The sequence below is a fragment of the Paucibacter sp. B2R-40 genome (assembly GCF_025717555.1).
Lineage (GTDB): Bacteria > Pseudomonadota > Gammaproteobacteria > Burkholderiales > Burkholderiaceae_C > Paucibacter_A.
This window is the reverse complement of sequence record NZ_JAJIRP010000001.1, coordinates 803929-828854: the sequence shown is the minus strand read 5'-3', so window position 1 is coordinate 828854 and position 24926 is coordinate 803929. Positions and strand designations below refer to the sequence as shown.

The following is a 24926-nucleotide window of genomic DNA, read 5'->3' as shown; positions in this document are numbered from 1 at the left end:
TGGGCGGCGCGTGCAAGAGAGAAGTTTCAAAGCAGTTTTTCAATCATTCAATTAATCAATTAATCAATTCTGGAGATATTCAAATGAACGCATTCAAACTTTCCGCCGTCGCAGCTCTGCTCGCCGCTTCCCTGTCGGCTTCCGCCATGACCGCTATTGATGACGGCGCCTTGGCGCAAGTCAGCGGCCAGGACGGTGTCTCGATCGCCGGTGACCTGAACATCAATATCGGTTCGTTCAAGTACACCGACACGGACACCAACGGCGGTTCGGTCTCCTTCAACAACATCGGCATCAAGGGCATGTTCGTGATGACCTTGGACATCCTGAACAAGGGTGCCTTCGTCAGCAATGTGGCTGATTCCATTGCGACCCACATGGGCTTCAACCAAGCCGATGCGGACAGCGGCAAGTCATTGGCAGCCGGCGTTCCTCCTGGCGCAGGCACAACCGCAGGTGGCGTTGCAGTCGCTGGTCAACTGAAGGCACTGACCTCGGCCAGCTTTGACACTTTCGGCGCACAAACCGGCGCGGCCATCTATGACGGCGCCAGCGACATCGTTCAGTTCGCCTTCCCTAACGCCAAGCTGGATTCCAAGCTGAGCCCAAGCGTCACCGTCGCCGGCATCACCCTGGGCAATAGCGTGGGCAACAAGTCCTTCGGCAGCATCGCCATCAACAACATGGACCTGCAAGGCTCCAAGTTCTGGATCTGGGCACATTGAGTCACTGCTTGACTTGAAATTTTCCTAAGCAATTAGGAAAGCAGAAATGTTCGGCCCGGCGACTGTTTGCCGGGCCGAATTTTTCTAAAGACTGAATTGACCTAACACCAAATTCACATGCCCCGCTGCCATCTGCTGATGCTCGTCGCCTTCGCGCTGCTCTTGCTGAGCAATGCGGCGCGCGCTATGAGCAGCCTGGATGACGCGGACCTGGCCGAGGTGCACGGCCGCGACGGCGTCACGCTGGCAGCCGACCTGGACATCAAAATCGGCTCGTTCAGCTACAGCAACAAAAGTGCCGCCAACCCCGATGGCGGCAGCATCTCCTTCAACAACATCACGCTGCGCGGCATGTTCGTGATGACGGTGGACCTGCTGAACTCGGCCAGCTTCGGCACGGCGATGAGTAACTCGATGGCTGCTTACGGCGCCGACGGTGCGGCCGGCATCAGCCGCTTGCTGAGCAGCGGCACCTACGACGGCCGAAGCGATGTGATCCAGTTCGCGCTGCCCAATGCCGGGCTCGACCACAGGCTGAGCCCCAGCCTGGCCATAGGCTCGGTGACCATGGGCAATAGCAGCGCCTCCTTCGGCAGCTTTGCCTTCACCAATATCGATCTGCAAGGCTCGAAAATCTGGATGTGGGCGCGGTGATGATGAGCATCCGGCCCGCCAGCATTCGAAGTGTGCTGCTCTGGCTGACGCTGCTCGGCAGCGCCGCCGCGCAAGCCCAATTGGCGCCGCTGCCGGACGCCGAGTTGGCGCGCGTCTGGGGTCAGGCGATGGTCGCCATCAGCAACACCAGCTCGAACGGCTTGGACTTTTCGCGCCTGACGCTGAACGCCGATCTGAAGCTGAGCGCCAATTTCTCCAATCTGCGCCTGGGCGAATACAACTATGCCCCGCGCAATGGCAGCGGCGCCGATATCGACATCGCGCGGCTGCAATTTGGCCGCAGCGATCTGGGCGATGCGCAGCGCACCGTCGCCCTGAGCAACCCTTACTTCGAACTGGTTTACCGCCCGGCCAGCGCTGCCGGTGAGCGTGAAATCGTCGGCATGCGCCTGGGCTTCGAGGGCGTCAGCGGCGCCTTCGGCCTGAACGCCAAGACCCTCAGCGGCTCGCTGGCGATTGCCGACAGCCAAAGCGCCAATATCCTCGACTCGCGTCAAGACCCGCTGGGCGGCAAGCGCTGGGACGGCAGCACTTGCGCGGTCGCAGCCTGCCCCTTCAGCCTGGCGCAGATTGGCAGCCTGCAGGCCGGCGACGCGGCCGGGCCCAGCCGCGATCTCTTTTTGGCGGTGCTGAAAAGTGCAGTGCAGTTCCCGGCGGCCGTGGCCGGCATGGCCGCACCCGATCTGGCGCAGGCCGGCATCTGGATGAACTGGCGCGACAAGCTCAGCGCCGGCAATCTGAACGCCGTCCTGCCCCCCAATTTGCCGCTGCAACTCGTCAAGCCGGGTGGTTGAGTCTCATGCACGCCCTGACGCCGAAGCAAAACACCAGAGCCAGCCGGGCTCTGTTGGCGTTTGTTGGGCTGGCATTTGCATCGGCGGCCCTGGCGCTGACGCCGATCTCCGATGACGAGTTGGCCCGTGTCCAGGGCCGTGACGGCTTTGCATTCAATCTGCGCGGCTTTGCGCTGCAAGGCCCGCTGACGCTGCGACTGGGCGCGGCGGACGGCTCCGGCCTGGCGCTGTCCAACTTTGCGCTGTCGCGCTCGGACGATCTCGCCGCCACCTTCTCCGACCCCTATCAGCTCAGCCTGATCAAGGCGCCGGCCGTCGGCATGCCGGACCGGGTCGTGCTGAGCGAGCCGCTCAATCTCAACGGAGCCTTGAGCTGGCAGTTTGCCGCCGACCTGAGCCTGATCGACAAGAACAATAGCGCGGCGCCGAACTTCAATGCCGGCGCACTGCTGCTGCAAGACCTGCGCAGCTATGGCGGCAGCTTGAGCCTGGCGCCCAGCGCCGACCCGAATGAGCAGGGCATTGCCTTCGGCCTGGGCCTGCGCCTGGACGTGGGCGCCCTGCTGCTGCGTCCGCGCGGGCGTGCCGACACGGCGCTGTTTGACAGCCCCGGTGCGGCCGAGCAATTCAGCCTGCGCGGCATCCACCTGGCCGCAGCGACGGCCGACGGCCAACTCGGCAGCAGCCTCTGGCGCATCGCCGATCTGGACCGCCAGCCGCTGTTGCTCAACGCCATCAGCAGCCCCGAGAGCGGCGGCTTCCTGCATCTGAATCTGGCCTGGCCCAGCCAAGGTCAGGCGCCGACCGGCAGTTTGCTGATTGACAACATCGCTTTCAAAAGCGATGTCGGCCCCAGCCTTGATCTGGGCAGCAGCCGTATCGGCAGCATGCAAATCCAGTACCTCGATATACGGCTGAAGACGGGACCCTGAGCGATGAATACTCGTTTTCTGCTTGGCCTCGTTTTACACACAGCCTGCCTGCTGCCACTTGGCGTTCAGGCCGCCAATCCCTTGAGCGATGAGGAGCTGGGCGGCGTGTCGGGGCGGGGCGGCATTGTCTTGAACGCCCATTTGGAGCTCAACACCGGTGCCACGTCCGAGAACCGCGTCAGCCTGGGGTTTCAGGTCGGCGGCAACACCAGCTATTTGCTGCTGCACAAACTCAGCGGCACGCTGGACTTGCTGGGCCTGACGCTGCAGGCCGTGGCCGGGCCGGCGGAGATCGGTGACGTGATTCAGCTGACGCTGCCGACCTTTGTGGGCTTCAAGGACTTCGGCGTCAAGGCGATAGCCGTGCAAAGCGATCCGCTGGCGCCGATCGCGGCCAGCCTGGGTCAGATCCAGTTGAACGGCACGGTGCAAATGCAGGGTCAGGTCTTGCTCTGGGCCAAGTAAGCATGAAGATTTTGAGGTTACTGATATGTGGATGATTTTGCTCGGCGCGGTGGCGGCGTTGATTGGCGGCGCGACGGTGAATACCCAACATCCGTTCCAAGACCAGCCGGAGGACCGGATCGCTTTGCCAATGGCGCAAGTGGGTGGCGGCGTGTCGCCGCTGTCGGTGCAGATTGAGCCGCTGTCGGAAATCAAATTCCGCAACATCGTCCACCAGGCCTATGACTACAGCTGCGGCTCGGCCGCGCTGGTGACCGTGATCAACAACTATCTCGGCATCAAGGTCAATGAGCAGCAAGCGATGGAAGGCATGCTGGCCTTCGGCGAGCGCGACAAGATCATCGAGCGGCGCGGCTTCTCGCTCTTGGACATGAAGCGCTATGTCGTCAGCCTGGGCGCCGAGGGTGCCGGTTTTCGCGCCTCCATGAAGGACCTGACTGAGTTGAACCAGCCGGCCATCGTGCCGATCGACTATGCCGGCTTCAAACACTTCGTGGTCTTGCGCGGCATCCGCAATGGCCGCGTCTTTTTGGCCGACCCGGCGATGGGCCACATCGTCTTCTCGACCCAGGAATTCGAAGAACTCTGGGACCGCAACACCTTATTTCTACTGACCCCGGGCAAAGCCCAGGGCCAGAAGACCCTTTCCCTGCTGGCGATTGGCGACGAAGAACTGGGCGTCATCGATGACGACCTGGTGCGCCGCCACGCCAGTCTTCCCCTGCCGGACAACAGCGAAGCCTTGCGCAACGCGGTCCAAGCCAACTTTGGCATTTTCAATCTCCGACGCTGACCATGAAATCCCTGCTCTCTTCCCCCACCCGTATCGTCTCCATCGCTGTGCTTTTGCTCTCCGCTGCCCACGCACCCGCCCAAGCCCAAAGTACCGACAGCAAAGACGCCGCCCGCGAGGCCTTGGCCAAGCAAGACAGCGACACCGACCAGACCGCCATTCTCAAAGCCGCACTGAGTGCGCAGGACAAGCAGTATTCGCTGATCCGCAAGGGCAAGATGGCCCTGACCTATGACTTCGGCTATGCCTATATCGGCGCGCAGCAGATCAACGCCAGGTTCGCCGATTCGACGCTGACGCTGTTCAGCATCCAGAACACCCGCTCGCACACCGTCACCAACAGCTTCTCGGCCGACTACGGCCTGCGCGACAACATGACCGCCAATGTCGTCGTGCCCCTGGTCAGCAAGTTTTCCGAGTCGGAGACCTACTCCGGCATGAGCAATGGCTTCGGCGACATCAGCCTCGGCATGCGCTGGCAGCCACTGGCCTTGAGCCGCGACATGCCCTCCTTCACGACCTCCACCTCGCTGCGCCTGCCGACCGGACGCAGCCCCTTCAAGGTCACCGCCGGCCAGGGCTTGAGCACCGGCTCGGGCTTCACCGCGCTGACCCTGGGTGCCAACACCTCCAAGGTGATGGACCCAGTGGCCTTGTTCGGTTCGGTCTCGCTGACGCTGGGCGCGCCGGTGCGCCATCTGAGCCAGCAGTTGAACAGCGCCACGCTGACCGGCGTCGACCCGGGCGCCAGCTTCGGCTTCGGCATGGGCTTTGCCTATGCGCTGTCCTACAAGGTCTCGACCACGGTGTCCTTCCAGGAAACCATCTCGGCCAAGACCAGGCTGATCCTGGCCGACGGCAAGACCAGTGATACCTCCACCCAGACCTCGGGCCTGCTGAGCTTTGGCCTGGGGGTGCGCGCCTCGCCACAGACGACCGTCAATGTGTCGGTCGGCGTCGGCCTGGGGCCGGATGCGCCGGCCTTCACCTTGGGTTGCAATATCCCGCTGAATTTCTGAGCCGAGCATGATCAGCGTTAGGGTGGGCCCTTGTCGGCCCAGCAAACTGTTCGCGCTCGTCTTGGTCTTGGTGCTGGCCAAGCCCGGTCAGGCTGCCTTGACCGACAACCTCGGCGCCAGCGTCGTAGCCATGTCTTTGGGCAATGCGGTGGTGGCCGATCCGCCGGGCATTGACGCCATCCATTTCAACCCGGCCGGTCTGACCCGGATCAAGCACGACCGCAAGCAGGATTCGATCTTCGGTGCCAGCATCAAGCCCTATGCCAGCTTTCATCAGCCGGAGGGCTTTGACATCGGCGGCTTCAAGGAAGACCCGCTCAACAATACCCACACCGGCGACAACGTGCGCAGTTCGCTGTTCCTGCCCATCTACGGCCCGGTGCCCGTGCCCATGCCCAGCGCGATCGGCGCCGGCCTGGGCCTGGCCTTTCACGAGGCCGAGTCGAAATGGACTTTCGCCACCGCCTCCTATGTGCCAATGGCGGTGGGCATTGACCGCACCAAGGACCCCAATGACCCAGCGCGCTTTGACGGCCGCAAAGTGGTGATTCAGCGCCTGGTCTATTTGTCGCCCACCGCCGCCTACAAGTTCAGCGACTCTCTGAGCTTCGGCCTGGGCGTGCCGATCGCGCACCAGGGCTTTGCGCTCAACACCGATATGCGCATGCCCAATGAGTTACTCGGCACCATCGGCAAGCTGCAAGACGCCTGGTGCGGCGACAACGGCAACCCGCTCGATACCTTGGCCTTCGGCCTCTGCGGCGGCGGCAAAGAAGGGCGTGTGCGGCCATTTGGCAAGGCCGGCAATATGGACTTTGAGCTGACCGCGCCGGTCGACCCGACGCTCAATATCGGCATGCTGTGGGAACCCAAGGACTGGTTCGCTTTTGGCGCCAGCTACCAGTTCGGCTCCAAGACCGCAATGACGGGGCGCTTCACTTTCAGCGCCGAGCCCATGCTGCGCAAGTTCGTCGAAGGTTTGTACAACAGTCTGCAGGGGCCAATTCTTGCGGCCACGTTCGGCATGCCGACCTCCATCCCCGAGGTGCAAAGCGGCAATGTGACCTTGGTGCTGCCTTTCCCCGAGCATGCGCAGGTCGGCATCAAGGTCAAGCCCTTGTCCTTTTTGCAGTTCAATATCGACGCCAACTGGACCAACTGGAAGCGCTGGGACAAGATGACCTTCCAGTTCGACCAGCAGATCGCGTTGCTGCAAATGGCGCGCCTGTTCGGCCAGGCCGATGCCAGCAAGCTGATCATTCCCAGGGACTACAAAAGCCCGGTCCATTTTGGCTACGGCATGGAGTTGAGCGTGGGCAAAAGCATCGTCGTGCGCGCCGGCTACGAGCCGCGCAAGAGCTCGATTCCGCGCTCGGCGCTGGACCTGATCGCGCCGATGCCGGACCTGGCCATCAACAGCCTGGGCCTGGGCTACACGACCAAAGGCGGCACCCGCTTCGATGTGGCCGCCAGTTATGCGCATGGCAAGTTCGACCTGCCGGCCAACACCAGCTGCAAGCTCAACTGCAATAACTTTTTCAACGTCATTTACAACCCCTATGCCGGCCTGGACATCAATGGCGGCATCCGCATCCGCTATGCCGGCGTGACGATGTCCCATGATTTCTGAGCCCCTTGTTGCCTACTTCACCATGAAAACTCTCAAGCAAACCCTTGGCCTGACCGCCCTCACCTTGTGCGCCAGCTTCTTGTGCGGCGCGGCCCAGGCCCAAGCCAGCACCGACCCCCGCCAGCCGCTGGTCGACAAGCTGCTGACGCTCTGGCATGTCGATGATGTGGCGGTGGTGATGGTGCAGCGCCCGGCGGCCAGCGCGATGGAGCAGGCCCGCATCGCGCTGCAGGGCCGCGTCAGCGCCGAGAAGCGCGACCGCACGCTCAAGGACATCAGCGTCGACGTGCAGACCTATGTCGATGAGGCCACGCCCTTGGCGCGCCAGAGCGCGCAGCGCCTGCTCAAACCGACGCTGAGCCCCGTGCTGCTGCAGCAGTTCACCGACGAGGAGTTGCGCCAGATCATTGCGCTGCTGGAGTCGCCGGTGAAGAAGAAGTTCGAGAAGCTGGCGCCGGAACTCGAGCGAAGCTTGGGCGAAAAAGTCGCCGAAGACAGCGGCCCGGCCATCAATCCCAAACTGCAAACGATGACGCAGGCGGTGGGCCTGAAGCTGCGCGCCGCATCGATTGCACCTTGATCGGCCCTCAAGACAAGTGTTTAATAAAGAGGACATTTGTCTTATGATGCGCCGATGGACTCTAAAAAAGAGCAGTTGCTGGGCCTGGTTCAGCACAACCCCTTCATCAGCCAGCAAGATCTGGCCGAGCGCTTGGGCCTGTCGCGCTCGGCCGTCGCCGGACATATCGCCGCACTGACGCGCGAGCGGCGCATCCTCGGCCGCGCCTATGTCATGCCGCAGCGCCGCCCCATCGTCTGCATTGGCGGCAGCAATATCGACCGCAAGCTGCGCAGCCTGGCCAGCTTGCAGATGGGCAATTCCAACCCGGCAGTTTCAAGCGAAAGCCCCGGCGGCGTGGCGCGCAATGTGGCCGAGAACCTGGCCCGACTGGGCCTGCCCGTGCATCTGTTGAGCGCCTTCGGCGAAGACGCCGCCGGGCGCGCGCTCTTGGCGCAGGCGAACAGTTTGGGCGTGGACTGCAGCGCCAGCCTGATCGCCGCCGACGCGCCGACCGGCAGCTACACGGCGGTATTGAATCCCGACGGCAGCCTGGCATTGGGCCTGGCTCAAATGGACTTGTGTGAGCGCATGACGCCGGACTTCTTGCGGCAATGTGCGTCACAGCGCGCGCAAGCCGGGCTGCTTCTGATCGACCTCAACCTGCCCACCGAAAGCATTCAACAACTGCTGCTTGAGGCCCTAGCCGAGGGCAGCCCAGCGCTGGCCGCGGTGGCGGTGTCGGCACCGAAGATGACGCGCCTGCCGCTTGATCTGCGTGGTCTGAGCCTGCTGATGCTGAACCGCGATGAGCTGGCGGCCTGCGCCGGCATCGCCATCGACCGCGACGCCGATCTCGCGCTGGCCCACCAGCGCCTGAGCGCGCGCGGCCTGCGCCGCCTGATCGTCACGCAAGGCGCCGATGCCCTTTGGTTTGGCACGGCCGGCGAGGCGCTGCAATCCCTCAAACCCAAACGCGCCAAGGTCGTGGACGTGACCGGCGCCGGTGACGCTTTTGCCGCCGGGGTCTGCGCGGGCTTAAGCCAGGCGCCCGAGGACCTGGCCGGCGCCTGCCGATTAGGCATCAGCCTGGCCCGACTGACGCTGCAATCCGAGCGCACTGTCTCACCCGAACTCAGCCCTGCGCTGTTACAAACCCTATGAAAAACGCCTCCGAATTCCTGTGTTTCTCGGCCGAAGTGGCCGCCGCCCGCGCTGCCGGGGCGCCCATCGTGGCGCTGGAGAGCACCATCATTTCGCACGGCATGCCGTACCCTCAGAATGTGCAGACGGCGCGCGAGGTCGAGGCCATCATCCGCGCCGGCGGCGCCGTGCCGGCCACCATCGCGGTGCTGGACGGCAAGATTCGCATCGGACTCTCCAACGATGAACTGGAGCTGCTGGGCCAATCGCCCGACGCGATGAAGGTCAGCCGCCGCGACCTGCCCTATGTGCTGAGCACGCACAGGATCGGCGCCACGACCGTGGCCGCGACGATGATCTGCGCGGCGCTGGCCGACATCCACGTCTTCGTTACCGGCGGCATCGGCGGCGTGCACCGGGGAGCCGAGACTTCCTTCGATATCTCGGCCGACCTGCAGGAGCTGGCACAAACATCGGTGGCAGTGGTCTGCGCCGGCGCCAAGTCGATCCTGGACATTGGCCTGACGCTGGAATACCTGGAGACGCAGGGCGTGCCGGTGCTCAGCATAGGCCAGGCCAACTTCGCCGCCTTCTACACGCCGGACAGCGGCTTCAAGGCGGACTTCCGCCTCGACTCGGCCGCTGAGCAGGCCGCCTTTTTGCGTACGAAATGGGCCTTGGGACTGGCGGGCGGTGTGGTGATCAGCAACCCAGTGCCAGCCGAAGAGGCGATGCCGCGCGAGGAGATTGAGCGCATCACCGCACAGGCCTTGTTGGAAGCAAGCGAGCAAGGCATTCAAGGCAAGGCAGTCACACCTTTCTTGCTGGCGCGCATCAAGGCCTTGACCGTGGGCCGCAGCCTGGCCACCAATATCGCGCTGGTGAAAAACAACGCCAGGGCCGGCGCGCGTTTGGCTGCCGCCTTGAATCAGGTCCGCTGAGCCTAGGTTAAACCCGCTCGAGCGGCCGCTGTTCACCCAGCGGTAACTCGATCCGGATTTGATCCGCGGGCTTGACTTCGCCGCCCGCCAGCACGATGCCCATCACGCCGGCTTTTCGGATCAGTTGGCCCTCGAGGCCGCGGTCCAACACGGCGGCCAAGAGGCCGGGCAAGAAGTTTTCGATCTGCCCGCAGGGGTTGCGCAAGCCGGTCAGCTCGACGACGGCCTCGGCGCCGATCATCAGCTTGGTGCCTTGCGGCAGGCTCAACAGATCGATGCCCCGGGTCGTGATGTTCTCGCCCATCTGACCCGGCGCGACACTCAGGCCGCGACCGGCCAGCTCGTCAAACAGCTCCGCCTGAAGCAGATGCACCTGGCGCAGATTGGCTTGGGTCGGGTCCACCGCCACGCGCGAGCGGTGCTGCACCGTCTCGCCGCAATGCGCGTCACCTTCGATGCCCTGGCCCTTGATCAGCAACAGGCGCGGGGCAGGCAGTTTGCTGAAACGGTGAACGTGGTCTTTGTGCAGGGCGAAGACAATCGAAGACATAGCGCGGGTCGGATGGCAAAGATCGCGCATCTTAGCCAGCCCTTGCCCAGCGCCTTGATGTCAAGCCTATCCATTAAGCTCTGCACTTGCGCCCCAGGGTCGCACCCCGTCAAACAAGAAAGTTGGATCCATGCTTCGCAAGTCGTCCCTTGCCCTGATCGTCGCTGCCCTGCTCGCCTCTGGGGGCTGGTGGATCTGGCGTCAGCAAACTCGCGCTACTGGGCCTGAAAGCGCGTCGGGCGCCGCGCCGGCACAGGCGGCATCGGCTGCCCCCAAAGGCGGCCCACAGACGGTCGGCGTCTTCAGCGCCCTCAAACAGGATGTGCCGGTTACTTTAGAGGCCAGCGGTACCGTCGCGGCCCTGAATCTGCTGGACATCCGCGCGCAGACCACCAGCATCGTCAAAGACGTGTTGATCAAAGACGGTCAGACCGTGCGCAAGGGCGACTTGCTGTTCCGCTTTGACGATCGCGCAGCCCGCGCCGACCTGGACAAGGCCCGCGCCCAACTGGCGCGTGACCGCAGCAACCTGGCCGACCTGCAGCGCCAGCATCAGCGCGCGGTCGAATTGCGGGCGCAGAACTTCGTGGCTCAAAGTGCCGTCGACACCGCTTTGAGCAATTTGGAGGCGCAACGCTCGCTGCTGCAACTGGACGAAGCCGCCGTGCAGGCCGCGCAAGTGGCGCTCAGCTACAACGAAATTCGCTCGCCGATGGCCGGCCGCGCCGGCAATGTGAATGTGGTGGCCGGCAGCTTGGTGCAGGCCAACTCGACCGCCCTGCCCTTGGTCAGCATCGCGCAGATCAACCCGATTGCGGTCGGTTTCACCTTGCCCGAAACGCAGCTGAGCGCCTTGTTGCAAGCGACGCGCAATACCAAGGCTGAGCCCTTGATGGCGCAAGTGCTGATGCCCGGCGCGCGCGCCGGGATGAAAGCCGCCAAAGGCGAAGAGGCCGCGCCCCCCCCGCAAGGCCGCATCAGCTTCGTCGACAACTTGGTCGATGCCGCCAGCGGCACCATCAAGGCCAAGGCCGAGTTCGACAATGAGCAGCAACTGCTCTGGCCCGGCCAGTATGTGCGCGTGCGCCTGCAGCTGCGCGTCATCAAGGACGCGACCGTAATCCCGGTCGCCGCCATCATTCAGCGCGGCAATGAGCGCTCGGTCTTTGTCGTCGACGCCGACAAGCTGGCCCAGCAGCTGCCGGTGCAGATTCGCCATAGCTTCGGCGAGATGGCCGTCGTTGAAGGGATCAAGCCCGGCGACAAGGTGGTGCTGGACGGCAAGCAGAATCTGCGACCCGGCACGGCGGTGAAGGAGCAAGCCGCCGCCTTGAACCCCGCAGCACCAAAACGTGCAGCTTCAGCGGCATCCGGCACATGAGTATTACCGAGCTTTTCATCCGCCGCCCGGTCATGACCGTGCTGCTGAACCTGGCCCTCATCATTGCCGGGCTGGCGGCTTGGAGCAAGATCCCAGTCGCGGCGCTGCCTTCTTACAACACGCCGGTTATCAATGTGCAGGCCTCGCTGCCCGGCGCTTCGCCAGAGACCATGGCGTCCTCGGTGGCCTTGCCGCTGGAAAAGCAGTTCTCCACCATTGCCGGCCTGGCGACGATCTCAAGCACCAGCATTCTGGGCAGCACCTCCTTGACGCTGGAGTTCGAGTCTTCGCGCAATATCGATGCGGCGGCGGTGGATGTGCAGGCGGCGCTGTTCCGCGCCCTGCGCTCGCTGCCAACCGAGATGACCTCGCCACCCAGCTATCGCAAGGTCAACCCGGCCGATGCGCCGGTGCTGCTGATCGCGCTGACTTCGCCGGCCATCAATCTGTCGGAGCTGAATGACTTCGCCGAGAACCTGCTGACGCCCAGCCTATCCACCATAGACGGCGTCGCGCAGGTTGCCATCTATGGGCAAAAGCGCTTTGCCGTGCGCATCAAGGTCAACAACGATTTGCTCGGCCAGCGCAATATCACGCTGGAAGAGCTACAGACGGCGATTCGCGGCGCCAATGCCAACACGCCGGTCGGCGTGCTGGACGGCAACCGCCAGACCCTCACCATCCAGGCGAACAAGCAGTTACGCAATGCCAAGGAGTTCGGCGGCATTGTGGTGGCCAGCCGCAACGGCGCGCCCATCTTTTTGCGCGATGTGGCCGAGGTGCAAGACAGCTTCGAGACCACCAAGTCTTTTTCCAATTTCAACGGCGAGCGCTCCATCGTGCTGGCCGTGCAGCGCCAGCCGGACGCCAACACGGTCAAGGTGGTCGATGCGGTGAAGGCCATGCTGCCGCGCTTTGCGGCGCAGTTGCCGGCCTCGGTGCAGATGACAACCTTCAACGACAGATCGGTATCGGTGCGCGAGTCGCTGCACGACGTGTACTTCACGCTGGCCTTGACCGTCACCTTGGTGGTGCTGGTGATCTTCTTGTTCCTGCGCCGCGCGGTGGCGACGCTGATCCCGACGCTGTCGCTGCCGATCTCGCTGATTGGCGCGCTGACCCTCTTGTACGCGCTGGGTTACAGCCTGGACAATATTTCGCTGCTGGGCATCACGCTGGCCGTCGGCCTGGTGGTGGACGATGCAATCGTGATGCTGGAGAACATTCACCGTCATATCGAAGACGGTATGGAGCCTTTTTCGGCGGCGGTACGGGGCGCACGCGAAATGGCCTTCACGATTGTTTCGATCTCGATTTCGCTGGTCGCGGTCTTGATCCCTATCTTCTTCATGCCGGGCGTGATCGGCCTGCTGTTCCACGAGTTCGCGGTCATCGTCGGCCTCTCCATCCTGGTCTCGGCCGGGGTGTCGCTGAGCCTGGTGCCCATGTTGTGCAGCCGCTTCCTCAAGCCCCATGCTGAACATGAAGAAAGCGCCTTGGGCCGCAGCTTCGAGCGCGCTTTCAACGCCGTGCTGGACAGCTACACCCGCAGCCTGGATCTGGCCTTGAAGCATCGCAATTGGGTGCTGGGCGTGGCCGTGGCCAGCTTCGCGGCCACCATCTGGCTCTATATCGCCATCCCCAAGGGCTTTTTCCCCGAAGAAGATATCGGCCAGATCCAGGCCAGCACCGAGGCGGCCGAGGATATTTCCTTCAACGCGATGACGGTCTTGCAGGAGCGCGCGGCGGCCATCGTCAAGGATCACCCGGCCGTCGCCAGCGTGTCTGCGGCGGTCGGCGGCGGTGGGGGCGGCGGCAATGCCGGCAACAGCGGCCGCATGTTCATCAACTTGAAGCCACGCGACCAGCGCCCGCCGATGAAGGCCGTGCTGGAGAGCCTGCGCAAAGACTTGCGTGCGGTGCCGGGGCTGGCCGTCTATTTGCGCCCGGTGCAGAACCTGCAATTGGGCGGGCGCCAAAGCAAGAGTCGCTATCAGTACACGCTGCAATCGGTGGCCGCCGCCGACTTGAATCTTTGGGCCGGCAAGCTGCAGGAGAAGCTGCGCGCCGACCCGCTGTTCCGCGACGTCACCAGCGACTCGCAGCTGCGCGGTCTGCAGGCCAATTTGATCATCGACCGCGAACGCGCCGGCGTGCTGGGCGTGCAGATGCAAGACCTGCGCAGCGCGCTGTACGACGCCTTCGGAGAACGCCAGGTCTCCAGCATCTACGCCGAGAGCAATACCTATCAGGTGATCATGGAGGCCAATGACAGCGAGCGCCAGACCGAAGATGCCTTCGCCAAGATCCAGCTGCGCGGCAAAGGCGGCGCCTTGGTGCCGTTGACGGCCTTTGCCACTGTGCAGCGCGGCCTGGGGCCGACCTCGATCAACCACCAAGGCCAGTTGCAGGCCATCACGCTGGCCTTCAATCTGGCGCCCGATGTGCCACTCGGTGACGCGACCGCCAAGCTTGATGGCTATGTCAAGCAGCTGCAACTGCCGGCCAGCATCATTACCAGCTATGGCGGTGATGCGGCGGTGTTCCAGGATTCGCAAGGCGGTCAACTGCTGCTGATAGGCCTGGCCGTCGCGGTGATCTATGTGCTCTTGGGCGTCTTGTACGAGAGCTTCATCCACCCGCTGACGATTCTGGCCGGCCTGCCCTCGGCGGCGGTCGGCGCCTTGCTAACCCTGCAAATCTTCGGCATGGACCTGACCCTGATCGCCACCATCGGCATCCTGATGCTGATCGGCATCGTCAAGAAGAACGCCATCATGATGATCGACTTCGCACTCGAAGCGCAGCGCCATGGCGGCATGACACCCGAACAAGCGATCCGCGAGGCCTGCATTCTGCGTTTCCGGCCCATCCTGATGACGACGCTGGCGGCCTTGATGGGGGCTTTGCCGATCGCGCTGGGCCTGGGCGCCGGGGCTGAATTGCGCCAGCCGCTGGGCCTGGCGGTGGTCGGCGGGCTGATCCTGTCGCAGGCGGTGACGCTCTACATCACGCCGGTGATCTATCTGGCGCTGGACCGCTTCAGCGGCAACGGACCGGACATGCGGGTGGTTCAGCAGACTTAAGCAAGCGGCCAGTCCTCGCAAAGCCCGAGCTGCACGCCGAGGCTGGCCAGCATCTCGCCAGCCTCGGCGCTGAGCCAGAAGGCGCGCTCACGTGCGCGCGCTGGGCGGATGGCATCTGGCCGGGTTTCGGTGCCACCGCTTCGCCCCGGATGAGTCATCAGCAGGCCGCCATCGGCCAAGCTCGTGAGCCAGGCAGTCATCAACTGGGCGTAGTCGGCGGCCGGTGAAAAGTCGTAGACCCCGGCGAAGTCGCTGTTCATGTGCAGGCCCCCTGCTCGAGCTCCTCGCCGCAAAGCGTCTTCCCCCAAAGCCGCTATCACGCGCGCCTTGCTACCGCGCCAGCACAGGGCGCGCGTTGATCGCAAGGCGCAGCTTTTCCCATAGCGCCGATTCACAGCGGCCAGCAAGGCATCACGAACCAGCGGCAATTGATGCAGGTGCTGGTGGCCATCCACGAAGGCGGGCGCTGCGAACATGGCCGACTCAAAAGCGTCCAGCTGCTGATTCACCCAGGTGCTGAGCGCCGTCACATCCAATCGACGCTGGTAGCTGATGGCGATCCAGCCGGACAGACTGCGGCCTTGGGCATAGGGGGCGAATTCGTTCAGATCCAGGTGCAGGCCATAGTCGGCCAGACCGTGGCGCTCGCGCAGCGCCGGCGCCCAATCTGGCCAGGCAGGCGACAAGACCATGCAGCCGGTCGCGCTGATGCGGCCGGCATCGACGCATTCCAAAATTCCTTGGCTGATCGCCGTATCAAAACCGTAGTCATCGGCACAGATCTGGATTCGTTTCATGTTCGGGGGGGCGTTCGAGTCGAGCGAAATGCCCAAAAGCGGCTCAGCATCCAGGTCATCGCCGCCACCGCCAACAAGACCAAAAACAGCGCCAAGCGGTAGTCGAGGCCGGCCGCCAAGAGTAAGGCATAAAGCAGCTCATTGACTGCAAAGCCCAGCAGCGCAACCAAGGCAAAGCGCGGCAACGCCTGCAGCGCCCTGGCTTGCTGCGCGCCGAAGCTCAAACGATGGTGGCCGACAAAGCTGACGCCAAAGGCCAGCACGAATCCCAGCACATTGGCCAACAAGGCTGCCATCTGACACTTCGAAACCAGCAACCAGACCACGCTGAGATGCACGGCTGCGGCGCTGGCGCCCACCAGGCCGAACCAAAGCAAGGAACTCATGTCCCGCCTTCACCTTGCTCACCCCCGCCCCCAGACATCGGCGGGGTCAGGTCTTGCAGCAGATAGATCGGGCGATGCTTGACCTCGTCAAACACCCGCCCCAGATATTCGGCAATGATGCCCAGGCAAAGCAGCTGCACACCGGCCAAGAAGGTGATCGACGCCGCCAAGGTGGTGAAGCCCGAGACCGGTTGGCCGAACAAGGTCTTTTCAAGTACGACCCACGCGCCAAAGACCAAGGACAAGACCGACACCAGCAGCCCCAGCACGGACACCAGGCGCAGCGGCATTTTTGTGAAGGCGGTCAACCCGACCAAGGCAAACGACAGCAGTTGCAGCAGCCCATAGCTGGACACACCATGCTCGCGGCTGTGCGGCACATATTCAATCGCATGTGCCTTGAAGCCGACCCAGGCGAACAGCCCCTTCATATAGCGGGCCCGTTCGGGCAGCGTGCGCAACGCCAGCACCACTCGCCGGTCGAGCAGGCGGAAGTCGCCGGCGTTGGGCGGCATATTGATGCGCGAACCATGGTGGATCAGCCAATAGAACAGCCGGGTGCAACTGCGCCTGGCCAAGGACTGCGTCTCGCTGCGCCCTTTTTGCACGCCGTACACCACGTCAAAGCCATGGCGCCACTCGTCGATCATTTGCAGCGCTGTTGCGATCGGGTGCTGGCCGTCAGCGTCCATGATGAGGACCACATCACCATCCGCCGTGTCCAGCCCTGCACATAGCGCGGCTTCCTTGCCGAAGTTGCGCGACAAACGCAGCAAGCGCAACGGCAAACCCTGCTGAATCAAGCTTTGCACCACCAAGGCGGTGTCATCACTGCTGCCATCATCGACGACGAGCAACTCCAGCTGCTCGGCCTGGTCGGCCATGACTCGGTTAAGTTCGGGCAATAACACGACCAAATTGAGAGCTTCATTGAAGGCCGGCAAAACGACGGACAACAATCCGGGCCGCTCGCGCAGCAAGGGCTGCGGTGACCTGACTGGACCGACGGAGGTGTTTGTAGTCAATTGAGTCAATGCGCTGGGTGGGCAGAATTTTCGGCGACGCGATCGGAATCACGCAACAGGCATTGTTCGTTATTGCAGGCCAGGGCGCCGGCCCGCAGCGGAGAATTTTTCTCCAGATGAATGACTTTGAAAGCGGGAGCCGAGGCCTGCCCCGGCATGCCGGTATAGAGCCGCCCGGCAGAATAGAAGTAGGCCGAGTAGTCGGGCTTGCTCGCATAGCTCAAGCGGCAGTCTTGCGCGCCACAAGCTTGGGTGTAGGCCGATATCAGGGGCAGGTCGGAATGCTTGGCCGCCTCTTGCGGCAGCTTGAAAACAAAGGCCCAGCCATACAGCAGCAGCAAAGCCAGACCCAGGCCCCAACTGATGGCACGTTGAAACCAGGCTTGCGGGCAGGCCATCACGGCGAGAATTGCCAGGCCCGGCAATGCTGTCATCGCGTAGGTCCAAATCAGATTTCTAGCGGCCGAAAACAGCAGCAGCGGTGCGAGAGCAATGCACAGCGCATAGCAGGCAAGGTCCAAGCCGTTATTCACTTGCTGGAACTGCGCGCGCAAAGCGCCGGCGCCTTGGCGGATGCGCAAATAGGGCAGGCGCAGCAACAAGATCAAGGCCGCCGGCAAGGCAGCGACAAAGGTATAGGGCCAGATGATGCCCAGCGGCTGCGCATGCGCGAAGCCATAGAGGTCACCGCTCCAGCCGGGCTGCAAGAAGCGCATCACATGCTCGCCCAAGACGAAATACTCGATAAAGCCGGGCGTCTTGAGTTCGGCCACCACATACCAGGGCAGCGCCACGCCCAGACAGATCAACCACACCCAAGGATCACTCGCCACCGCCCGAATGGACGGCCAATGCCGCCGCCAGGCAGCGTGCATAAAGATCGGCAACAAGGTCAAGACTACGGCGGCCGGCCCCTTGGTCAACAGCGCCAAGCCCACCCCGAAACCCAGCCAGCGCGCCACGCGCAAACGCTCGGGCGCGCTGTGCGAGCGCAAGACCCGCCACCAGGCTGCCTGCACGAATAGCGTCGTGGCGGCCAGCGTGGCATCGGTCATCACCGCCCCCGCCGCAATGAAGAACAAGGGGCTCAGCGCCAGCGCCACCAAAACGACCAGCGTCTGCAGCCGGCTCAAGCTGCCCTTGAGCATCCAGCCCGCAGCGCCCAAGGCAACGGAACTCCAAAGTACGGCGGGAAGGCGGGCCGCCCAGGGACTGACGCCGAATACAGTCATGGACAGCGCCTGCGACCAAGTCGACAAGGGTGGCTTGGCCCAGAACACTTCCGAGGGCGTGATGTGGGGGCTGATCCAATCTTGCAACTGCAGCATCAGGCGCGCGATCTCGGCGTAACGGGCCTCGGTGTGATCGGTCAGCGGGAGGCTGGCCAAGGTCAGCAGGCGCAGCAGCAAGATCAAGCCCAGCAAGTAAAGCCAAGGTCGATGGCTGCCTTCTAAAGGAATTCGATCGGGCCTTGAGCGCTTGTGTTCAGATGACATAAGGGAAAACCTCTAGGGATGGCGGCATCATGCCATCGCAACTGCGACACAGGTGTGGCAAGTCCAGGTGCGTTGAGATGGATCAATCGACTGTCATGGAGGCAAGGCAAGACAGGCCAAGACCGGACGCAACAATGTCCGCATTTCGGTAAGACTGCGCCACTTGGCCATTCGAGGCTGGGTATTCACTGCGGCACCTTGCTGGTGCGCCTCGTAAAATCACCCATCCACGCTCAGGAAGGTCCAGGCCTTGCATAGGTGGATAGCTTTCTAGCCAGCTTTACTCAGGTTTGGTCAAGGGCAGATTGAATTTCGATCGCCGTGACGGGTGACTGTCAAGCAAGCGTTGACCACGCCCTTCGTCTCTCAGTCCCCTTAGTGACCAGCCAAACATCCTGCGCGCCCGGCCGGATTGCCCCATCTTGAGCAAAACCTACAGCCTTCTCGACCCATTCACGCGCTCCAGCACAGCCTTGGCGCAGCGCTTGCGGGCCGTCCCAGTGGCGGCCTGGCTGGCGCTCTGGGCCTTGACCTGGCTGACACTCTTGTGGCTCAGCAGCAGCTCGCCCCCGGTGGACAACGCCGAGCAACTGAGCTGGGTGCGCTCGCTCGAGTGGGGCTATTACAAACATCCGCCGCTGCCTACAGCCCTGCTGTGGCCGCTGGTGCAACTGCTCGGCCTGCATGAATGGGTCAGCTATCTTGCCGCCGGCGCGGTGACCGGCTTGGCCCTGTTGTGCAGCCACCGCCTAGTGCAAGAACTGCTGGGCAAGCAGCGCGCCAATCTGGCACTGCTGGGCACGTTGTGCATAGGCTTCTACACGCAGCGCCTGTCCTATTTCAACCATGACGTCGCTTTGCTTTTGTGCGTCGCGGCGGCTGCGGCCTGTTGCTGGCGAGCCTTTGCCCACCGGAGTTGGCGGGCCTGGATCGCCTTGGGCCTGCTGCTCGGGCTGGGCGCCCTGGCCAAGTACGAAGTTGCTTTGGCCGGCGCTTCCGTGCTGGCGGTCTGGGCGCAGCACCAGGGATGGCGCGACCGCTTGCACCGCCGTGGCCTGATCGCCGCCATTGCGGTGGCGCTGCTGGTATTCAGCCCACATGTCTATTGGTTGATCACCCACGATCTGCAGCCACTGACCTATTTGCGGCAAAACGGCATGGCTTCGGCCTTGTCCTTGCCTCAATGCGCGGTCGGCGCGCTGCGCTGGATTGGCAATCAATTCACACAGATGGCGGGTGCCTTGATTCTGGGCGCCGGCCTGCTTTGGCGCAGCCACAAAGGCGCCGGCGCCCCATCTGCGGCGGAAGACTCCCCACAAGCGGTCGCGCGCGAAGCATCGGCGCGCTGGTTTTTGACCAACTGGGGGCTGCTGCCGCTGGTCCTGATGCCGCTGATCGCCATGAGTTTGCGAGGCAGCATGCATCTAAACTGGGGCAGCGCCTTCATGCCCTTGACCTGCGCGGCCTTGATGGCGCAGCTGAGTGGCCGACGCTGGCAGGCGATTCGCCTGCGCGATGCGCTGCTGGGATTTGTGCTGGTGCAAATGCTGGGCATCGCTTGCCTGCTGATCTCCTCAAAGCACAGCGATCATGTGCTCAATCAAGATCGTTCGCGCACCTTCGCCTCGCAATACGTGGCCGATCAGATCGGCCCCGCAGCGCGCAAACTTTTGGGTGGCGACATCCATATCATTGCCGGCCCGCAACGATTGGCCAGCGTGCTGGCCTTGCGCTTGCCCGAGCGGCCGCTGGTGCTGATCGACGGCCAATACACGCTCAGCCCCTGGGTGCCAGCGGATTTGGATCATGAGTGCGGCATCTTGTGGGTAGGTCTGAAAGGCAGTGAGCCGCCTTTTAACGCCGAGCGCCACGACATCGGCGAAGGCCTTTGGTGGGCGGTCGAGCGCCTCAATAGCGACACCTATTGCCACTGAGTTACGGGCCGGCCAATGCCCCGGCCGCCAGTTTCGTCCGCCCGCCAGCCCACCGGCTTGGGCTATTGGCTGCCGAATTTGCGGCTGAATTTGTCATCTTCGGTCGAGACACACAGCCGCGCCAATGGCGCCCAGCAAGATGGCAGCGTCTTCTCCCCGGCCGGGCTTTAACCCCGCAGGCGGCGGAGCAAGATCGGTAGTGATACCGCCCTTCCATCTACTTCAAGCTCAAACCATCATGTCAGTTCAAACCCTGTTTTCGATGCCGCGACGGGCGCTGCCCGCCATTCTGTCCCTCGGCCTGCTCCTGCTCGGCACAGCTTTGCCCGCCACTTCGGCGCGGGCCGATGAGGCCATGTCCGCCCATGAAGCCTTGTCCCGAGCTGGCCTGAGCGGCATGGATCTGAACCTGCAGATCGAAAAAGTGCTGCCCGCAGGCGCCAGCGGTGTGCCCAACCAAGGTGCGATCGTCAAGCGCTACCTGCCGCGCGGCCAGTGGACCTCACAAGGCGCCGGCGGCACCGGTCACCGGGTGGCCAGCGGTAGCTATCAGCTGAGCCACCGGGGCCCCAACACCTTGGAGGATCGCTCGGTCGAGGCCGGCGGCCAGTTGCACTCCACCACCAGCTACAGCTTTGACTCGGCGCTCAGTGGCACTTGGGTACAGACACTGAGCAACGGCAATCAGGTGCTCAGCGGCCACTTCACGGCCACACCCAGCCAGCCAAGCGCATCTCAACTGCTGGCGCCAGCCAGCAATGCCGGCTTGCATGTGGCGCTGATCATCAAGTCGGCCGTCGCCCCGCAATTGCCGCCGGGCGTCTACCCATCCGCTGGCCTGGTGCTGCAGACCTATGCGCAAGACGGCACTTTGACCTTCCAGGGTTTCGGGCCGGGCAATATCAATTCCAAAGGTACATACAGCTACAAGCGCTTGTCGGCCAACACGGCGGTGGAAGAAACCATCCAGACCAGCGACTCCTTCACGCTGCCCTACACCATGGTCTACACCTTCAAGACACCCAACTCGGGAAGCTGGTACCAGAATTTCTACAACGGCCTGATCCAGTTCTCGGGTACCTTCGATACATTCCCGCGCTGAAATCACAGCAAACAAGAGGTCAAACGCCGCCGCCCGTCCATGAGTGATTACGTCGAAATCCAGAAAGCCTGGTGCTTGTTTTCCTTCAGCCTGGGCTGCTGGACGCTGCTGACCTTGTTGTTGAGCCGACGCGGCGAGCGGCGCGGCCGGCTCACCATGGCCGCCTTCGTGGCGCTCTTGATGCTGCCGCCGCTGCACGCCTATTTGAGCCTGGCGCGCGGCGGCGCGCCCTTGCCTTGGCTGGAAGCCTTGCGCTATCAATTGACTTGGGCCTGGGGTCCCTTGATGCTGATCAGTCTGCGCCAGGCCTTGCTGCTGGCGCCGGCTTCGGCGCGGCGCACCGCGCTGCACTTCTTGCCCCTGGGGCTGAGCTTCACCGGCGCATTGAACGGCGCCAACTGGCTGGGCGAGCCGAGCTTGGTGTGGCTCTTGCTTCTGCAGGTGCTGAGTTATTGCGGCTATTGCCTTTGGCTGCTGCGTCGTCACAAAAGCAAGCTGCAGCATTTGCTGCAAGACCATCGCAACAGCAGTTACTACTGGTTGCTGTATCTGGCCCTGGGCTTGTTCGCCGCCACTTGCTTCGATTTGATGATTTACGCCTTGATCATCCTGGGCAGGCTGCCGCCCCAAGCGCTGCTGCAGGGTTCGGCCATGGTGTTGGCGCTGTATGTCAATCTGATCGCCTTGTTTGCGGTCTACCAGCCCGAGATCTTCATTCGGCAGACCGAAGGGCAGAACGAGGAGGGGCTGGCAACGCCGCTCAGCAGGCCGGCCGAAAACAACATCGTTACCCAAGCCCCGCTCGATGCAGCTATGCCCGCCGTCCGCGCGGTGGAGCTGTCCCCAACGGCCGCACGCGAACTGAGCGCGCAATTGCAACAAATCGTCCTGCTACACAAGCCCCATCAAGACGAGGCGATGTCGCTGGCCAAACTGGCCGCCTTGCTGGGCGTGAGCTCGCATCAATTGTCAGAGCTGCTCAATCTGCATCTGGGCAGCAGCTTTTACGACTACCTCAATGAGCTGCGCTACCAAGAAGCGTTGCAGATGCTGGACAGCCCAGGCACGCCCACGCTGACCGTGGCCGACATCGCCTACCGCGCCGGCTTCAACAACCGCAACAGCTTTTACAAGGTCTTCAAAGACAAGACCGGGCTTGCCCCGGCGGAATACCGCAAGAGTCGGCGCAAACAGGCTTGAGCTGTGCCGGCCTCGGTCACCAGGCGCGTCCCAAAACGGCAAGCGCAAACACCAGGCCGCCCAAGGCCAGATTGATGTTCACAAACTGACGAATGCGGTTGAGTGCAGCAGCAGCCAAGGGCCAGGCCTGCTCAGCCAGCGCGCGTTGCAGGCGCGGGTAAAGCGCCCAGCGGATGTGCGCGAACAAGGCCATCATCAACAGACCGAGAGCAGCCATTGCGTGCACGCTCCAATGCGCCCGCCCGCCCAGCAATGCCAACATCAGCAGGCCGGTCGCCAACAGCACGACGATGGCAATCTGCACCAAAGTGAAGAAACGCGCCAGCGTCGCGCCGAGTAGCTGCAAACGCAGCGGCGGCGCCTCCAGCACCTGTATTGCGGCCGGCCGCACCGCCAACACCATCGTCGCCATGCCGCCGACCCACAAGGCGGCAGCCAGCAAATGAAGACACAAGAGTGCCGCGTGCAAAAGATTCATGACTTTGATTTCAAACGTTTGCTGCCAACAGCCCCAAGGTGCGCGCGCGGATGACCGCATGCTTGCGTGAGCCGGCTTCCAGTTTGGAGAACACGCCCTTCAAGCGCCATTTGATGGTCTCGGCGCTGACGCCCAAGGACTGGGCGATTTCCTTGTTCGAATAGTTGCGCGCCAGCAATTGGAGCACGGCCTGTTCCTTGGCCGACAGCAGCTCGGCGCTCTGCTGCGCCACGGGCTCGCTTGCCGCAAGCAAGGTCGACTCCCCTGACTCCTGCATGCCAGTAGCGGCACTCAAGCGGTGGTAGCCCAATAACTGCAGCATTGCACGGGGATCGTTCAGTTTCAGCGCGCGGTCTTGCTGGTCGGCCAGTCGCGCCATGCGCGAGTAGGAATAGGCTTGCGCCATATGGTCGGCATCGGCCCAAGCGTCGGCCAGATAGTCCAGCAAGGCCGGCGGCGGCTTCCAGCCCTGGATGTCCATACCCTGATTCAAGGCACATTGGGCGTAATGAATGGTGGCGGTCGGCGCCGTCATGCCCGGCGGCGGCGGCTGCTTGCTGCGGCGATGCACTTCGGCCAGGGCTTCGTTGATGTCGACCGTGAGCGCCGCATAACCATGCTGCGCCACCAAAGTCTGCGCCTCCTCTAGTTCGACCAAGGCCTCGCTGATACGCCCGACAGAAGCCAAGGCACGCGCCTGGCGGGCCGAGGCCAGCGCCAAGTTGACGTGAGACCCCCACAGCCGGTACAGGCGGATCGCTTCTTTCATCACCTCGATCGAGTCCAAGGGCCGCTCCACTTCCGTCAGTGTGAATGCCAGCTCACTGCAAGCAAAAGCGGTCGCCAGGCCAGCGGGGGCGACCCGCAGTTGCACCAAGGCTTGATTGAGCACCTGCAAACTCTCCTGACCCCGGCCCAGCAAACGCAAGACGCGGCCCACCTGGGTTTGGGTCATGCCCATCAACTGCGGCCAGCCCGTATTGCGCGCCCGCTCCGCCGCCGCCTCAAAGCACTGCGAGGCTTGCTCAAGATCCCCCAACTCCAGCTTGCAGTTGCTGGCGTTCATGCTGAGGATGCAAGAGAACCTGACCAGCCCCAAGTCGAGGCACAACTGCGCGGCGCGCGTGAACAGGGCGGCGGCTTCGGCAGGTGCACGCATGCACAAGGCATAGGCCTGCGCGGCAGCATTGACGGCCTCCGTGGCGGCATCGGTACAAGCATCGGCTGGCGCCATGCTCGCCAGAGGCCCGCCGTCAGCCAAGGCATCGGCGACGGTCTCGCCGGCTTTGGCGGGCCGAATCTGTGTGACCCCGCGTTCGCAGCGCAATAGCCCTTGCGCCAGTCCAATACGCTGGGGGTCGCTGCAGCCGGCGTAAAAGGCCTGCGCCCGCTCCAGCGCCAGCAATTCGCGGTCGCGCTGGCCCAGCGCCTTGGCCAGGCAGGCCTCGGCCATGCAAGCATCACCGGCGGCCTGGCCGTCAGCAGCCGGATCAAGAGCGGCCCTGGCCGCATCCAGCCAAGCTTGCGACTCGTCCAGTTGGCAGCGCAGCGCGGCCACTTCGCATTCGACCAAGGCCGCCCACAGCATCAAGCGGCTCAGCGCCTCGGCCGGCAGCGGGTAGCGCGGCAAGCGCCGCTTCATTTCAGCCAGCAGCCCGAGTGCGCGCTGGCTGTCGCGTTGGCGCAGCTGCCAGGCCAAGGCCAGCAAAGCCGGCAGGCGCGCCGCACCAACAGCTGCATCCAACGCCAGCTCCAAGCCTCTCAGTTCTTGCTCACTCACCAGGTACTTCATGACCCGAGTCTAGGGTGACTTGC

23 protein-coding genes are annotated in these 24926 nt (G+C 63.2%); 16 read left to right on the top strand and 7 right to left on the bottom strand.

Annotated features, from left to right (window positions below; genetic code table 11):
• The first annotated feature begins 83 nt into the window (after positions 1-83).
• From LNV09_RS03685 to LNV09_RS03635, 11 genes are all read left to right on the top strand, one after another.
• Entirely contained in the window at positions 84-725 is a 642-nt protein-coding gene (locus LNV09_RS03685; protein ID WP_263555707.1) for a DUF6160 family protein, read from the top strand.
• A 117-nt stretch (positions 726-842) separates the two neighbouring features.
• Positions 843-1379: a DUF6160 family protein gene (locus LNV09_RS03680; protein WP_263555706.1), complete on the top strand. Its 537-nt coding sequence runs from the start codon at positions 843-845 to the stop codon at positions 1377-1379.
• 2 nt (positions 1380-1381) lie between these two features.
• Complete coding sequence (locus LNV09_RS03675; RefSeq protein ID WP_263555705.1) at positions 1382-2194, top strand: hypothetical protein; 813 nt, start codon at positions 1382-1384, stop codon at positions 2192-2194.
• A gap of 5 nt (positions 2195-2199) precedes the next feature.
• Entirely contained in the window at positions 2200-3126 is a 927-nt protein-coding gene (locus LNV09_RS03670) for a hypothetical protein (RefSeq protein WP_263555704.1), read from the top strand.
• A gap of 3 nt (positions 3127-3129) precedes the next feature.
• The gene (locus LNV09_RS03665; RefSeq protein ID WP_263555703.1) at positions 3130-3591 is read left to right on the top strand and encodes a hypothetical protein; all 462 of its coding nucleotides are present in this window, start codon (positions 3130-3132) and stop codon (positions 3589-3591) included.
• A 25-nt stretch (positions 3592-3616) separates the two neighbouring features.
• Entirely contained in the window at positions 3617-4384 is a 768-nt protein-coding gene (locus LNV09_RS03660; RefSeq protein WP_263555702.1) for a C39 family peptidase, read from the top strand.
• Between the two features lie 2 nt (positions 4385-4386).
• Positions 4387-5403, top strand: a complete 1017-nt coding sequence (locus tag LNV09_RS03655) for a transporter (RefSeq protein WP_263555701.1) — start codon at positions 4387-4389, stop codon at positions 5401-5403.
• A gap of 7 nt (positions 5404-5410) precedes the next feature.
• Positions 5411-7033 carry an OmpP1/FadL family transporter gene (locus LNV09_RS03650; protein ID WP_263555700.1) on the top strand — a complete coding sequence of 541 codons (1623 nt, stop codon included), beginning with the start codon at positions 5411-5413 and terminating at the stop codon, positions 7031-7033.
• A 22-nt stretch (positions 7034-7055) separates the two neighbouring features.
• Entirely contained in the window at positions 7056-7613 is a 558-nt protein-coding gene (locus LNV09_RS03645) for a DUF2059 domain-containing protein (protein WP_263555699.1), read from the top strand.
• A gap of 54 nt (positions 7614-7667) precedes the next feature.
• Positions 7668-8756, top strand: coding sequence for a carbohydrate kinase (locus tag LNV09_RS03640; protein WP_263555698.1), 1089 nt, complete (start codon positions 7668-7670; stop codon positions 8754-8756).
• A complete protein-coding gene (locus LNV09_RS03635; RefSeq protein ID WP_263555697.1) occupies positions 8753-9676 on the top strand; it encodes a pseudouridine-5'-phosphate glycosidase in 924 nt (307 codons plus the stop codon). The genes LNV09_RS03640 and LNV09_RS03635 overlap by 4 nt, the downstream gene beginning before the upstream one ends.
• 7 nt (positions 9677-9683) lie before the next feature.
• Here LNV09_RS03635 and LNV09_RS03630 read toward each other — a convergent pair whose 3' ends face one another.
• Positions 9684-10226, bottom strand: a complete 543-nt coding sequence (locus LNV09_RS03630) for an MOSC domain-containing protein (RefSeq protein WP_263555696.1) — start codon at positions 10224-10226, stop codon at positions 9684-9686.
• A gap of 130 nt (positions 10227-10356) precedes the next feature.
• Here LNV09_RS03630 and LNV09_RS03625 point away from each other — a divergent pair, with 130 nt between their 5' ends.
• A complete protein-coding gene (locus LNV09_RS03625; RefSeq protein WP_263555695.1) occupies positions 10357-11607 on the top strand; it encodes an efflux RND transporter periplasmic adaptor subunit in 1251 nt (416 codons plus the stop codon).
• The gene (locus LNV09_RS03620) at positions 11604-14693 is read left to right on the top strand and encodes an efflux RND transporter permease subunit (protein WP_263555694.1); all 3090 of its coding nucleotides are present in this window, start codon (positions 11604-11606) and stop codon (positions 14691-14693) included. The genes LNV09_RS03625 and LNV09_RS03620 overlap by 4 nt, the downstream gene beginning before the upstream one ends.
• Here the strand turns inward: LNV09_RS03620 and LNV09_RS03615 are convergent.
• Genes LNV09_RS03615 through LNV09_RS03600 form a run of 4 tightly spaced genes read right to left on the bottom strand, consistent with a single transcriptional unit; the run spans position 14690 to position 18397 of the window.
• A complete protein-coding gene (locus tag LNV09_RS03615; protein ID WP_263555693.1) occupies positions 14690-15490 on the bottom strand; it encodes a ChbG/HpnK family deacetylase in 801 nt (266 codons plus the stop codon). The genes LNV09_RS03620 and LNV09_RS03615 overlap by 4 nt on opposite strands.
• The gene (locus tag LNV09_RS03610) at positions 15487-15876 is read right to left on the bottom strand and encodes a GtrA family protein (RefSeq protein ID WP_263555692.1); all 390 of its coding nucleotides are present in this window, start codon (positions 15874-15876) and stop codon (positions 15487-15489) included. Before LNV09_RS03610 ends, LNV09_RS03615 begins: the two co-directional genes overlap by 4 nt.
• On the bottom strand, positions 15873-16901 hold the full coding sequence (locus tag LNV09_RS03605; RefSeq protein ID WP_263555691.1) for a glycosyltransferase family 2 protein: 1029 nt from the start codon (positions 16899-16901) through the stop codon (positions 15873-15875). The genes LNV09_RS03610 and LNV09_RS03605 overlap by 4 nt, the downstream gene beginning before the upstream one ends.
• A gap of 5 nt (positions 16902-16906) precedes the next feature.
• Entirely contained in the window at positions 16907-18397 is a 1491-nt protein-coding gene (locus LNV09_RS03600) for an ArnT family glycosyltransferase (RefSeq protein ID WP_263555690.1), read from the bottom strand.
• Positions 18398-18819: 422 nt separating this feature from the next.
• On the opposite strand from LNV09_RS03600, the gene LNV09_RS03595 reads away from it, so the two are divergent.
• The 3 genes from LNV09_RS03595 (at position 18820) to LNV09_RS03585 (ending at position 22633) form a co-directional block, all read left to right on the top strand.
• A complete protein-coding gene (locus LNV09_RS03595; RefSeq protein ID WP_263555689.1) occupies positions 18820-20331 on the top strand; it encodes a glycosyltransferase family 39 protein in 1512 nt (503 codons plus the stop codon).
• 238 nt (positions 20332-20569) lie between these two features.
• The gene (locus LNV09_RS03590) at positions 20570-21433 is read left to right on the top strand and encodes a hypothetical protein (protein ID WP_263555688.1); all 864 of its coding nucleotides are present in this window, start codon (positions 20570-20572) and stop codon (positions 21431-21433) included.
• A gap of 39 nt (positions 21434-21472) precedes the next feature.
• Positions 21473-22633 carry a helix-turn-helix domain-containing protein gene (locus tag LNV09_RS03585; protein WP_263555687.1) on the top strand — a complete coding sequence of 387 codons (1161 nt, stop codon included), beginning with the start codon at positions 21473-21475 and terminating at the stop codon, positions 22631-22633.
• Positions 22634-22649: 16 nt separating this feature from the next.
• Here LNV09_RS03585 and LNV09_RS03580 read toward each other — a convergent pair whose 3' ends face one another.
• Both LNV09_RS03580 and LNV09_RS03575 read right to left on the bottom strand, forming a co-directional pair.
• A complete protein-coding gene (locus LNV09_RS03580) occupies positions 22650-23111 on the bottom strand; it encodes a CopD family protein (RefSeq protein ID WP_263555686.1) in 462 nt (153 codons plus the stop codon).
• 10 nt (positions 23112-23121) lie between these two features.
• Positions 23122-24903: a helix-turn-helix transcriptional regulator gene (locus tag LNV09_RS03575; RefSeq protein ID WP_263555685.1), complete on the bottom strand. Its 1782-nt coding sequence runs from the start codon at positions 24901-24903 to the stop codon at positions 23122-23124.
• Between the last annotated feature and the right edge of the window lie 23 nt (positions 24904-24926).